At 67.8% G+C, this 12,548-nt stretch carries 11 protein-coding genes and 1 pseudogene; 2 read left to right on the forward strand and 10 right to left on the reverse strand.

Annotated features, from left to right (window positions below):
• The 6 genes from JNW87_RS25290 to coaD form a co-directional block, all read right to left on the reverse strand.
• On the reverse strand, nucleotides 1–573 hold a 573-nt coding region (locus tag JNW87_RS25290; protein WP_238454524.1), incomplete at its 3' end, for an IS3 family transposase.
• Complete coding sequence (locus tag JNW87_RS25295; protein ID WP_238454525.1) at nucleotides 570–866, reverse strand: transposase; 297 nt, start codon at nucleotides 864–866, stop codon at nucleotides 570–572. The genes JNW87_RS25290 and JNW87_RS25295, both read right to left, overlap by 4 nt.
• A gap of 886 nt (nucleotides 867–1,752) precedes the next feature.
• Nucleotides 1,753–4,989 carry a hypothetical protein gene (locus tag JNW87_RS25300; RefSeq protein ID WP_238454526.1) on the reverse strand — a complete coding sequence of 1,079 codons (3,237 nt, stop codon included), beginning with the start codon at nucleotides 4,987–4,989 and terminating at the stop codon, nucleotides 1,753–1,755.
• A gap of 90 nt (nucleotides 4,990–5,079) precedes the next feature.
• Nucleotides 5,080–7,452 carry a glycosyl hydrolase gene (locus tag JNW87_RS25305; RefSeq protein ID WP_238454527.1) on the reverse strand — a complete coding sequence of 791 codons (2,373 nt, stop codon included), beginning with the start codon at nucleotides 7,450–7,452 and terminating at the stop codon, nucleotides 5,080–5,082.
• Between the two features lie 589 nt (nucleotides 7,453–8,041).
• A complete protein-coding gene (locus JNW87_RS25310) occupies nucleotides 8,042–8,335 on the reverse strand; it encodes a hypothetical protein (RefSeq protein ID WP_238454528.1) in 294 nt (97 codons plus the stop codon).
• Between the two features lie 1,622 nt (nucleotides 8,336–9,957).
• Entirely contained in the window at nucleotides 9,958–10,362 is a 405-nt protein-coding gene (gene coaD, locus JNW87_RS25315) for a pantetheine-phosphate adenylyltransferase (RefSeq protein WP_238454529.1), read from the reverse strand.
• A gap of 32 nt (nucleotides 10,363–10,394) precedes the next feature.
• Between coaD and JNW87_RS25320 the strand changes: the two genes are divergently transcribed.
• Nucleotides 10,395–10,817, forward strand: coding sequence for a hypothetical protein (locus JNW87_RS25320; protein WP_238454530.1), 423 nt, complete (start codon nucleotides 10,395–10,397; stop codon nucleotides 10,815–10,817).
• 159 nt (nucleotides 10,818–10,976) lie between these two features.
• On the opposite strand, the gene JNW87_RS25325 is transcribed toward JNW87_RS25320, so the two are convergent.
• The gene (locus JNW87_RS25325; RefSeq protein WP_238454531.1) at nucleotides 10,977–11,477 is read right to left on the reverse strand and encodes a hypothetical protein; all 501 of its coding nucleotides are present in this window, start codon (nucleotides 11,475–11,477) and stop codon (nucleotides 10,977–10,979) included.
• Between the two features lie 16 nt (nucleotides 11,478–11,493).
• Nucleotides 11,494–11,904, reverse strand: coding sequence for a hypothetical protein (locus tag JNW87_RS25330; protein WP_238454532.1), 411 nt, complete (start codon nucleotides 11,902–11,904; stop codon nucleotides 11,494–11,496).
• 84 nt (nucleotides 11,905–11,988) lie between these two features.
• On the opposite strand from JNW87_RS25330, the gene JNW87_RS25335 reads away from it, so the two are divergent.
• Entirely contained in the window at nucleotides 11,989–12,141 is a 153-nt protein-coding gene (locus JNW87_RS25335; RefSeq protein WP_238454533.1) for a hypothetical protein, read from the forward strand.
• A 28-nt stretch (nucleotides 12,142–12,169) separates the two neighbouring features.
• Here JNW87_RS25335 and JNW87_RS41680 read toward each other — a convergent pair whose 3' ends face one another.
• Nucleotides 12,170–12,316, reverse strand: coding sequence for a DUF6011 domain-containing protein (locus JNW87_RS41680; RefSeq protein WP_375373539.1), 147 nt, complete (start codon nucleotides 12,314–12,316; stop codon nucleotides 12,170–12,172).
• 3 nt (nucleotides 12,317–12,319) lie between these two features.
• Nucleotides 12,320–12,548 (reverse strand): annotated as a pseudogene (locus tag JNW87_RS25340) (RNA polymerase sigma factor SigM); the annotation flags it as partial.

Here is a 12,548-nt window from a genome sequence, read left to right on the forward strand (position 1 = left end):
CACTCCGTCGACGGTGCCGCCGCGGGTCGCCGCGGCCATGCTCAGGGTGGCCTGGGTCAGGTCGGCGTCGTGGTGGGCGCTCATCGCGTAGCCGAGCAGCCGGCGGGAGTACAGGTCGATCACGGTGGCGAGGTAGAGCTTGCCCTCGTCGGTGACGACCTCGGTGATGTCGCCGCACCACAACACATCCGGTGCGACGGCGGTGAACTGCCGCCGGACCCGGTCCGGGGCCACCGGCCGTTTGCCCTGCCTGGTGAGGCTGCGTCGGCGCCTCGGTGTGCGTCCGGCCAGGCCGAGCGCGGCCATCCGCGCCGCGACGGTGTTGACCGACACCTGCCACCCGTCGGCGTGCAGATCCTGGGCCACTCGGGGAGAGCCGTACGTGCCACCCGAGGCGTCGAAGGAGACCCGGATCGCCTCATCGAGGGCGTCGCGGCGGGTCTGCCGCGCGGTGGGCTGCCGGTCACGCCACTTGTAGAACCACGACTCGGACAGCCCCAGCGCCCGGCAGGTCACCGCGTGCGGCACGGCGTGCTCGGTCCTCTGAGCGGAGACGAAGCGGGCCACACTCACTTCGTCGCCTCCTTGACCCACAGGACCACAGATCGCTTGAGCACGTCGCGCTCCATCGCCAACTCGGCGTTTTCCCTGCGCAGCCTGACCAGCTCGGCGCGTTCGTCCTCACCAAGACCGCCCGCGGCCGCCTCACCGCGGGCCCGCCGATCCTGCGCCACCCAGTTGGCCAGAGTGCCGTCGTTGATCCCCAGATCCCGGGCGACCTGCGCGATTGGCTTGCCCGTCTCCCGCACGATCCGCACCGCGCCCTCACGGAACTCCCGGTCGAACCGTCTCCTCGTCTCAGCCATGACCATCTATCCCCTTAGGTCCGGCCTCCACGCTATCGGGGGAACCTCATCACGCCTTGGTGTCGATCATTGATGTCTTCAGCAACATCCATGATCACGCCAAGGCCGCGCTCACTGTCCACAGTGCACAGACCGATCCCGAGCCAAACCCGCAGCTAATCGAGCCGGCAGGTTAAACGACAAGCTAAGGTGGCTCCGCCGAAGATGAGGTACGGCCACCGTTCGCCGGAGCGCTGCGGCTGCGGGCGAAGAGGCTGGGTCGGCAGGTTCCATCCCGGAGGTGCAGCAGCCACTCCCTTGCGGCCGGGCCAGCGCGGCGGGGGGTGGTGCGATGTCGAGTCAGCCATCGTGCAATGCCTCCGCTGGCGCGTGATGGTTGCTGTTCGGCTGTCACCCGGGCGGGACTGCGGGGGTCGAGCAGTCCCACCCGGTCGAAAGGTCGCGCACCTCGGCCTTCCCGATCCACAGGCGCCGCCCGCTTGTGCGCCGTTACACCCGCGGCGCGGCCACCATCCGCAAGTCATCCAGGGAGGTACACATGTCCCAGCTCAACCCCACGCCGGCGACCCCGCCCCGCCCGCTCGAGTCGAAGGTGACGGCCGCGACGGTCGGCGCCGGCGGCAGCGCGGGCCGCCCCGGTCACACCGACCTGGCGCAGCGCCGGCGGAGCCTCGTGCTGGTCTTGCTCGCCGTGCCGGTTCCGCAAGGCGGTTGGGGTCGTGCAGGGTCGGGATCCCTTGATTCCCAGTGGCGCACCAAATCAGAAGCAGGACCATGGCTCCTGCGTTTCGGTGCCAGGCCAAAAGGAAGGAACGTTTGTCGTGAAGTGTCAGAGGAGTCTCGGCCGGGCCGAGACTCCTCTGACATCTCTTACTGACAGGGGGTGTCAGGCCGCGCAGGTGATCGGCTGGAGACCCTTCGACTGGAGTACCTGGTTGAAGGCGGGCACGTCGGTCGTAACGATCTCGTCGAGCCGGTCGAGTTGCTTCTGAAGTTGGCCGGACAGCTCCTCCAGGACCTCGTAGCTCTGGTCCGTCGGCGGGCTCTGCGTGCTCTCGATGACGCCGCGCAGCCCGGCCATCTTGTTGTTCAGCTTGATGGGGAAGTTGAGCGGGTCTTGTCCGCTGCGCAGGCGGGTCTGGTACAGCTCGTTCTCCACAACTGACAGGGCGTCCTGGAGCCTGTTCCCGGCGGCCGTGACGGCGTCGTCGCCCGACTGTTCGATCCGGTCGGCGATCTGGCCGGAGCAGTCACGAATTGCGATGACGCCGTTGTTCGCGTCGCTGGTGCGATCGACGGCTTCCTTTGCCAGTTTGAACTGTGCGAGCAGGTCGGCGTCGCTGACCTGGGTGAGCCGCGAGTCCCGCAGGATTTCGAAGCTTTGGTCCAGAGACTGCCCGTTGGCGGTGAGCCGGACACCGTGCGTGCCGACTGGCGCTTGCGCGCCGGTCGAGTTCGCCGACCAGTAGATGAGACCGGGGAAGCTCGTTGAGCCCGGATACCGCAGGTTCCAGTTTTGGGTTCGGGTGCCCGCAGTGGTCGGCAGGTTGACGGTTTGGATCACCTCTCCTTGCGCGTCGAGGAACGACATCGTGGCCGACTCGACCGGTTGTTTGATCGTGTAGCTGACCGTGGCATTGCTGCTCACCCCGCGGACCGGGTTGTTCGGGTCCTTGAGGATCGCCAGGTCGTTCTCCTGGTCTGGTGCGGTGTTCGTCGGTGGGATCACCGCGGGTGGCGGGCTCACCGACGGCAGCGGCGTCACTGGTGGCACCGTTTGCTCGAAGTCGGCGATGTCGTTCCGCGTTGTCTTCGGGGTCAGCTGACGCAGCAGTGTGGCGCCGTCGTCGAGCACCCAGAAGCTGCGGCCGTGGGTGGCGATCACCAGGTCGCCGTTCTTCACCGTGAGGTCGGTCACGGGGATGTCTGGCAGGTTGAGCGACAGGGGTTGCCAGTTGTCGCCGTCATTGAACGACACGTACACGCCGTGCTCGGCGGCGGCGTACAGCAGCCCCTTGCGCTCGGGGTCCTCCCGCACGGCGTAGATCCAGTCGTTGTCGGCGATGCCGTTCGTGACCTCCTCCCAGGATGCTCCCCCGGAATGCGTCCGGTAGATGTACGGCCGGAAGTCGTCCAGCCGGTACCGGTGGGCGGAAACGTATGCCGTGTCGGTGTTGTGGTGCCCGGCGTCGATCATGCTGACGGTGCTGTACTTCTCCAGCCCTGGCGGGGTGACATTGCGCCACGCCTGCGGCCGCGGCCCGGGGCTACCGCCCTGCCGGGTGACGTGCACCAGGCCGTCGTCGGAGCCGGTCCAGATGACGTTGGGGTCACGGGTGGACGGCGCGATCGAAAAGACCGTCGCGAAGTACTCGACGCTGGTCTGGTCCTTGGTGATCGGCCCGCCGGAGTCACCGAGGGTCTCCGGGTCGGCGTAGGTGAGGTCCGGGCTGATCCGCTGCCAGCTCTGCCCGCTGTTGGTGCTCTTGTAGACGTACTGGGAACCCGCGAACACCGCGTTCGGCTCCGCCGGGTTCGTCATGATCGGGTACGTCCACTGGAACCGCTCCTTGATGTCCTTGGCCGGAGAGCCCATGGGGTTGTCCGGCCAGACGTCGATGCGGCGCGAGCCGATCCCGCTGAGACCACTGCGGTCGAGGCGGGTCAGGTTACCGCCGTAGTTGCCGGCGTAGAAGACGTTGGAGTCCCGGGGGTCCACGGCGACGTAGCTGCTCTCGCCGCCGCCCACGGTGAAGTTGCCGGTGCCTCCGGTGCTGGACACGCAGACGGTCGATCGGTCTTGCTGGGCGCCGCACACGAGGTAGGGGTCGTTGTTCGTCGTGGCGACGTGGTACATCTGGGCCGTCTGGTAGTCCTGATCGGTCCAGTTGGCGCCGCCGTTGGTCGAGACGTTCGCGCCGCCGTCGTTGCCCTCGATCATCCTGCGGTTGTTGTTCGGGTCGATCCACAGGTCGTGGTTGTCGCCGTGCGGTGTGGAGATCGTCTGCCAGTTGGCGCCGGCGTCGTCGGAGCGGTAGAAGGAGGTGTTGAGGACGTAGACCCGGTCACGGTTCACCGGGTCGGCGTAGATGCGGGTGTAGTAGAACGCCCGCTGGCGTAGGTTCGCGCTGTCGTCGACCAGTTGCCAGGTGGCTCCGGCGTCGTCGGACCGGAACATCCCGCCGTTGGCCGCTTCGATGACGGCGTAGACCCGGTTGGAGTCGGCACCGGAGACGCTGATGCCGATCTTGCCCAGTGGGCCGTCCGGCAGGCCCAGGTTGTTGGTCAGCTCGGTCCAGGTGCTTCCGCCGTCGGTGGACTTGAACAGGCCACTCGAATCCCCGCCACTGTTGAGCAGCCACGGCTTGCGGTAGGCGTGCCACAGTGCGGCGTACATCACCTGTGGGTCCGCCGGGTCGATCGACAGGTCCACCGCGCCGGTGAGGTCGTCGCGGTAGAGGGTCCGCTGCCAAGTTTCGCCGCCATCAGTGGAGCGGAATACGCCGCGCTCGGTGTTGGGGCCGAATCCGTGGCCAAGCGCGGCAACGAACACTCGGTCACAGTTGGTGGGATCCACCCGGACGCGGCCGATCATCTGGGTGTCGGTGAGGCCCATGTGCTTCCACGTCGTGCCGCCGTCGGTGCTCTTGTAGACACCGTCACCAGGCAGGACATCGCCGCGGAACTCGACCTCGCCCATGCCGATGTAGACGATGTCGGGATTGGTGGGGCAGACCTCGATCGCGCCGACCGAGGCGCTCGTGATCTGGCCGTCGGTGACCGGTGACCAGTTCGCGCCGCCGTCGGTGGTCTTCCACAAGCCACCGCCCGTGGCGCCGAAGTAGTACTCGTTCGGGCGGGCGGTGCTGCCGGCCACGGCGATCGATCGGCCGCCGGTCGTCGGGCCGATGTTGCGCCACTGCAGCGACTCGTAGAGGCCGGGGTCGACGAGTTTCTTACCCGACGCGGCGGCCGGGCCGGTCGCGGTTCCGAGCCCGGCGACGGCCAGCAGTAGCGCGAGGAACGCGGTCATGGCTCGCCATGGCCACCCGGGCTGCAGCTTTCCATCGGCGCGTAATAGTTCGGATGGTTTTCCCACTCGCTGATCTGCGGATTCAGTCATGAGGTAGTCCCCCTGGGTGTGACGCGGATGTCGATGGCGATGCTTTGCCCTGGTCGTGTGGTAGTCGCCGGGTGGTCGCACATCCGGACGTCAGTCATTCCGATCGAGCTGCAGCTTCCACATGCTGCGCCCGTAGGTCGCCGCGTAGAGCGTGTTGGTCGACGCCTGGTATTCGAGGTCGTTGACCGGAACCCGGGGCAGGCCCCGCCCGAGGTGGTACCACCGCACGTTCGGGTTCTGGCTGTTCGCCTTGGCCACGTTCGCGGTGAAGACGCCGAGGTCGGTGGCGACGAAGACCCGGTTGCGGTTGAGCGGGTCAATGACGATGTCCTGGGTGGGCGCCATCGACAGGTTGCCGCTGATATCGACCCAGTCGGCGCCGCCGTCCGTGGTTCGTAGGACGTGGGCGTCGTTGTCGGCGTTTCGCAGCCCGGAGTACGTCACGTACGCCACGTTCGCGTCCCTCGGGTCGATGGCCACCCGGGTGACCCAACGATCCGGCAGGTCAGGGTCGGTGAAGCGGGTCCAGGTCCGGCCGAGGTCCTTGCTGCCCCACAGCCAGCCATCGTCCGTGCCGGCGTAGATGACGTTCGGGTTCGACGGGGCCGCGGCCACCGTGGTGATCGTGCCGAACGGGTACGACGGGTCGGTGCTCGAATCCGGGTTGCTGAGGCTCGGGCTGATCACCGACCAGGACCCTGTCTGTGCCCGGTTGATCGACCGGTTGAGGATGTTGCCGCCGTAGTAGACGACCGCCGGGTTGTTCGGGTCCAACTGGACCGGCGTCTGCCAGTTGCGGCGCTGCGAGACGGTCTGGTTGGTGAAACTCGAGCTGTTGTTCCCCGCGTTCACCGAGCGCGAGCAGTTGCCGAACTGCGAGCACGCGTACACGAAGTTGTGGTCGGTCGGGTCGATCAGCGTGTAGAGGCCGTCGCCGCACCCGCCGTACGACCCCCAGTCTCCCGTGACGACGCCAGCCGAGTTCCACGAGCGGAGGCAGCCGTTGTCCTGGGCGCCCCCGACGATCCGGTCGGGGTCCTGCTCGCTGACGTCGGTGGTGTAGAACTGGGTCCAGGGCTCGTTCAACGCCTCGGTCCAGGTTGCGCTGGCGCCGTTTTCGACCGACCAGTAGAAACCGCCGTCGTTGCCCTCATAGGCTCGGCTCGGCGTTGTCGGGTCCCAGGCCATCGCATGGTGGTCGGCGTGAAGGTTGCCGACGTTAGCCCAGGTGGACCCCCCGTTCTGGGACAGCCGCAGGCTGACACCGGCGATGAACACCCGGTCAGGGTTAGCTGGGTCGACCCAGGTCTTCGACGTCCACACCGTGTCGCCGCCCGGGCTGGCGTTCGTCATCGTGCGGAACGTCGCCCCGCCGTCGTCGGAACGGTAGAACCCACGGAAGCCGCGTTGCGTTTGTCCCCCACCGCTTGCGGTCTGGTTCCAGTTGCCGGTCGTGATGTAGACGCGGTTCGGGTCACTCGGCGCGATCGCGACCGCCATCCGGGCCTGCGCTGTCGTCGTCTGGTTGTCACTCGACGCGAACCCGATCGTGTCGCCAGGGGTGAACGAGGCTATGCGGTCGTTCTCCAACCGGGTCCAGGTGGCGCCACCATCGGTGGAGAGATAGATGCCAGTGCCTGGTCCGGCGTAGCAGCGGCACAGCGACTCGCGGTGGTGGTCCCACATCGGCACGAAGAGCTTGTCCGGGTTGGTCGGATCCATGGCGATGTCGGTAGCGCCCGTGAAATCGTTGAGGCCTTGCAGGACCCGGGTCCAGGTCGCGCCGTAGTCCGTCGACTTGTACAGCCCACGTACACCGCCAGGGGCGAACAGCGAGCCGCCGGCCGCGACGTACACGATGTTCGGGTCCTGCGGGTTGAAGCGGATCGCGCCGATGGTGCTGGACCCCTGCAGCCCGATGCGGGTCCAGGTGGCACCGTGGTCGGTCGACCGGTAGAGCCCGTCGCCGCCGTAGCTCAGGCTGCCGCCGCCGGGGTTGACCTCGCCCGTCCCGACCCAGACGTCGCCGTTCGGCGCGACTGTCACCGCGCCGATCGAATGCGGGAAATCATCCGGCCACGCATTGGTCATGTTGACGCCGGCGTCGTCGCTGCGCCAGACACCTGCCGTGGACACGCCCAAGTAGACGCGGCCGGGCTGCGTCGGGTCAGGCGCGATATCGGTTACCCGGCCGCCGACGTTCGACGGTCCGACGACGGACCAGTTCGGGTCGGCGAGCCCGTGCAGCTCCGGTGGAATCGCCGCGGCCTGCTGCGCGGCCAGTTCGAGGTCGCCGGTCGTGATGACGTCGCCCGGTACCTGCCGGGAGTCGAGATAGACGTCGCGCAGCTCCGACTCGTCCTCCTCCCCCGCCTCCTCGCAGTTCGTCCCGAAGTCCGGGTCGTCGGCGTCGCATGCGACGATGTTGTTCGGATCGTCCGCGTCGGCTGCGACTGCCAGCATGGACGGTGCTGCAGCCCCGACGGCAGCCAGCACAACAGCCGCCACGAGGACCGCGATCCTTTGTCTCATTCCCCTCACCCCGCTCGTCCGTCTCGGAAATGCACCTCGCCGGCCCACGCGCAGTTCCCAATCGAGGGCCTAGTGGCCCAGCAGGGGCTGGGCCTGTTAGAGCATCGACCCGCATCGATCAGCTGCCGGGCGGGTCTATCGATCAAGCAAAATGAAACGTTACGCGCGGGGTGCTGACATCACCGTCATTCGATTTCCTGAGGTGCTCGGAAGTCTGACCGGCCCCATCGGCCGTTCGACCGATGGGGACTCCCCTGTACGGGTAATCGTGAGCCGCAGCGAGGGTTAAAAGGCGGTGTTGGATGACCGCGCGGCCGCCCCTGCCTGCCGTGGCCGAGGTCGACACGGGTCGGGGCGCACGGGCGTCGTCTTCCGGTGGGCGACCGCCTCGGGGGCGACGATGGTCGGAGGTGGGTGGCGTCGATGGAGGCCGGGCTATAAATTCGTTCGCTGCGCTCAACTCTGAAGAAGCGCACCCCCGGAGCTGGCACCGCTCGCTCCGGGGGCGCCGTTGCCTTCGCTAATCGTCGGCGTTCAGATCGTCGTGCTGTGCACTGACGACCGACAACGCGCGGGAGGCTGCCTCAACTCGCGGCACGGCGTTCTGCGGGAGGTGTCGGTAGCTGGCAACGACGACGACTTCGGCCCGGCCGTGGACCATCATCCTCTGCACCTCCTGCCAGCGGGTCTGGTCGCGGTTGTCCCGGACCAGACCGACGAGCTGGTAGTCGTGGCTGCTGCACCAGTTCAAGCACATGCGCTCCCAGCGCCGCATGTCCGGCCCCTCAGGGAGGTAGATGACTGCTTTCAGCATGTCGATCTCCTGATCATCTCGATGGGACTGACCGTGATCAGGAGCGCAGCGCGGTGGTGGGGGCGCACGTTGGACTGAGCGTCCGGTGGCCCGCTCGTTTCTTGCCGGGGTAGCCCGTCCGCAGATTTCAGGACCAGGCCCGGCGTAGGCGAGGACGGCGCTAGCCCGAACGTGAGCGGCGAGATCGCTTCCGGTCGCCGCGGTAGCGACGGTGACGGTGACGACCTGTCGCGCCGAGGGCTGGGAAGGCGCTGGGGGCTGGCAACCCGGCCGGAAGGATCCGCTAACGCGGCGTGACTTCGAACGGGCCCCAGGCCCCGCACGGGACATGCGCAGCGACGCCCGCGCAGCGGGCATTCCGTCGCCCGCCGCCGGCGCCGCGATGGGCGCCCAGCCCGAGCCGCCAGTGGAAGACGCCGGCAGTACCGCGACCGGCGCTACGAGGAGCTTGGCGTGCTGGTCCTCGTGGCGGCGTTGCTCCCCTATTGCCCGCGACCTGACGACCTTTGGTGGCTTGGGCGCCTTGCCCTTTAGCGGCTTGCGCTTCGGTGCCGCGATACTCGTCGGCCTGGCCGACATTTCGTCCAGGTTCACGGCCAGGCCCTTGCCTGCCTGGCCGCCGTGCCCCTTGTGACCCCGCGCGTCGGCGCGGCCGTCCTGCCCGGCGCGATCCACGGCCGCCCCGAGGGCTGCCGGCGACGGATCCGCATACGCGGCCTCGGCATTAAGCAGCAGCCACAAGCCACACCCAGCGGCAGCGGACAGGACCAGGAGAGAGAGCCGTTTCATCCCGCCAGCCTGTCCCGGCCGGTGCAGTCCATGCGGGCGCGGGAACCTCCGCAAGCTTGGCTCGGCCGGGCGACCAGCCTCTGTCACCATGCCCCCTCCACTAGTCAGGCAGGCGGACCAGACAAATGGAGCGGGTTTGGAGCGGAGGAACCCATCAATTTCAACGGCGTCCGGGTTCCTGCGCACCGTTACGCTTTGTGCCGCAGGTCACAGGCGCACACTCGCAAATGTTCCAATGCGCGCGCAACTGTCATGTTTCACCGGCGACCAGTCCGGCATGAGCCCAGTCCACCATCGGCCGCTGACTGCAGAGTGGCCAAGAAGGATGAACGCCGTGGCCGAAGGTCGTTATGGAGTGGACAGCGTCCTCACGGCGCTTCCCACCCGACTCTCGTCAGGAGGGCATCGTGACGTGCCCGGCTATCAGGGATGACCGGTGGGTGATCACCGCGAGGACACGTTCAAGGTGTTTGCCGCCAACGCCCGCACCTCGTCAATCGAACAGCACCAGGGCACGTCCATCCGGCCCGGGCGCCTGTGCGGCGTCATCGCGTCGCAACGGATAGCTTCAGCCACGGGAGCCCAGCGCCCCGCTAAGTTGCCAGCGGCGGGCCGCCTACAAGCGCTACGGCTCAGTGACGCACCTTTTCGCTTGTGCGAGCCTGCTGATTGCGGCGATGCCGGCACTGCGGGCCCACCGAAGGTCACAGGTCGGGACAGGCCTAATACTCCAACGTCACTTGATCTTGACACGGCAGTCTCAAAAATTGTCCGGCGGCGGTCCGACGAGGGGTTCGCCAATGTCCGGCAGTCTACGGCTGCGTGGACGAAGGTCACTTCCCCAGCGCGCGCACCGCAGTCGAAGACACCGCGGCCAATTCGGGCTGCGCAGGCAGAAATACCGTGGGGACACCCAGCGACTGGTTCACCGCGGCGAGCTGGTACTCGGCCCGAAGGTCCGTGGTGTGACGCACGCCGCGGACGATCACTCCTACTTCATGGCGACGGCAGTAGGTGGAGGTCAACCCGCTCCAGGCCGCAACGATGACGGAGGTCCACTCGACCGGCAAAATGGCCCGAACAGCGGCCGCTCGCTCCTCTTCGTCGGTGCCCGGATGCTTGATGCTGTTGACCGCGACGAGCACGACCACTTCGTCGAAAAGGTCGCGTGCCCGGTTCACCACATTCAAATGCCCGGGAGTGAAGGGATCAAAGCTGCCGGGGTAGACGGCTCGCACACGTACGCGACCGGGGGTGCGTGCTATCGAACGTGGCCCTGCCGATGGTTCAGGTGTCACGGCCCCAAGACCCGCTGCGCATCGCGGATGACCTGCTCAGAGGCCAGTGGGGCTGCGCCGCCCTCGACAGCGGCGCCGACCCCGCCGTCGTCAGCCGATGGATCGCCGACGTCCTAGCAGAACAGGTCACTGCCGACGCCAAGCTGCGACGCCTCAACGGACGCCAGACAATGAGCCCCGACGAGATCCGCCACATCGTGGAAACCCTGGGAAACATCACGGCCGTACTCCGCGACGCCAACCCCGCCGACAGGGCCCTGATCTACCGCGAATTGGGGCTGAACCTGACCTACCGGCCGACAGCCCGCACGGTATCCGCTCAGGCAAACCCAAGTGGATCATGTACTAAATTGTGTCCGAGGGGGGACTTGAACCCCGCAGCCCCGGACCTCTGACCTGGGCCAATTCTATCGACCCTGCTCAGCGTGTGTCTACTCGTGGCCGGTTGTGGCCGCTTGTAGCTCTCTGTTCCCCGCCGCGTTCCCGCCGGGATCACCGTTGATCTTGCCCACGCGAAGGGGGCCGGCCCAGCGGACCGGCCCCCAGCTGTACGGCTACGGTCGCTCAGCGACCCCGTGCACCGTGTCGGCCGCGTCGACCGGCACCTCTTCCCACGTCCAGTTGCCGCCCATCACCACGTACCGGCCGTGCTCGTCCGGCTCGATCCGCAGGTACTCCTCGTCCTCGCCGAAGGCGCGGCGGTCGACGACGATCACGTCACCGTCCCAACTCATCTCCGGCACGTCCGTGTTCAGGTACAGCTCCAGCTTGTCACCGGTCAGCCCGGACGCCTCCAGCAGCCGCCGGTTGTGCCGTCGGGCCATCTCCTGGTCGGTCACCACCGCGGCGGCGACCTCGCGGGTGCAGGACCACACCGCCCAGCCGTTCCACCGCCGGATCAGCGTGCCGGCGTACACCGACTCGAAGCGCCGGCCGCCGTCGTAGGGGTACTCCAGCCACTCCCCCGCGAAGTACCCGGACTCGCCGGGCTGGAGGAACGGGTCGAGGTCGAGCGGCACGCCCGTCTCCGGTCGCTTCTCAAGGGTCAGTTCCACGTGAACTCCTTCGTCGTCAGAACAGGGTTGGGGCCGGCGTTTCGCGCCGCCGGTCCAGTTCGCGTACGTCCTTGCCGGTCTGGTCCTCCCACCACGCGGCGAACATGCGCCGGTGGCACCAGTTGTCCGGCGGCGGCACGTTCAGGTCGCAGAAGCAGAGCAGGACCAGGCGGTCACTGCCGGCCGCGTCCGCGATCTCCGCCAGCTGGTCGGAAATCAGGTCCACCCCGGCGGCCTCCAGCCGCTCCAGGTAGATGTGCCGGTACGGCCCTTCCTGCATCCGCAGCATCGCGTAGCTCGGGGCGAGGAGCCGGGCGAACCCGGCCAGGTCGTACGGCAGCGGGAACCGGGGCTTGCCGACCGTCGTCCGGACCGGCGCGCCCTGGTCGGGCCTGAACCGCTGGTAGCGGTTCGTGAACAGCTGCACTTCAACCTCCATGTTGAGGCGTCTCGTGGTCGGTGTAGAGCTGCCCCCAGGCTCGGGATCAGCTCGTCCAGGTGAGCGCCCAGCGTGTCCACGGCGGACGCGACCACCGACGGCGGACCCGTGATCGTCAGCAGCTCCAGCTCCACGATCCCGTCGCCGTGGGCGGCGTCGACCGTCTCGCCGTCGGGCAGCGGCGGCAGCGGCAGGACCGCCTTCGCCTCCACCAACGGCGTGTAGACCCCGCCCCGGAACCTCAGGACCGCGGTCATGCTGCTTCTCCCATCGCCAGCCGCTTCACGCGGCACTTCGGTCCGACCCGCTCGGCGCGAGCACGCGGCGTCCGTAGTGGACGTCCGCAGTCCTCGCACTCCACGGGCTCTTCGTCGGGGCTGGCCGCCACCTGGTCAGGCATCGGCTACCTCCTCCCTCGCAGCCGGGCGGCGATCGCCCGGCACCATCCGCGGTCGACCCCGAGCCGTGCGGCCACCTCGTCGGCCGTGTAGCCGTCGACGAGGTACCTCGTGGCCAGGGTCGCCACCCGGTCGTCGACCGGCGGGGCGTCGGCCGCCGGACGGGCGGCCGTCGGCCGGCCCCGGCGCGGCGCAGCTCGGCTCCCGTCTCGCGCCGGGTGGCGCGGGCCCGGC

It is taken from the genome of Micromonospora sp. ATA51 (assembly GCF_016802855.1).
Lineage (GTDB): Bacteria > Actinomycetota > Actinomycetes > Mycobacteriales > Micromonosporaceae > Micromonospora > Micromonospora sicca.

Excerpts from the sequence above, each read along its gene's own strand:
- JNW87_RS25300 (WP_238454526.1), bottom strand. The coding sequence starts at position 4,989 with ATGACTGAATCCGCAGATCAGCGAGTGGGAAAACCATCCGAACTATTA.
- JNW87_RS25310 (WP_238454528.1), bottom strand. The coding sequence starts at position 8,335 with ATGCTGAAAGCAGTCATCTACCTCCCTGAGGGGCCGGACATGCGGCGC.
- JNW87_RS41680 (WP_375373539.1), bottom strand. The coding sequence starts at position 12,316 with ATGCCTGACCAGGTGGCGGCCAGCCCCGACGAAGAGCCCGTGGAGTGC.
- JNW87_RS25305 (WP_238454527.1), bottom strand. The coding sequence starts at position 7,452 with ATGCTGGCAGTCGCAGCCGACGCGGACGATCCGAACAACATCGTCGCA.
- JNW87_RS25295 (WP_238454525.1), bottom strand. The coding sequence starts at position 866 with ATGGCTGAGACGAGGAGACGGTTCGACCGGGAGTTCCGTGAGGGCGCG.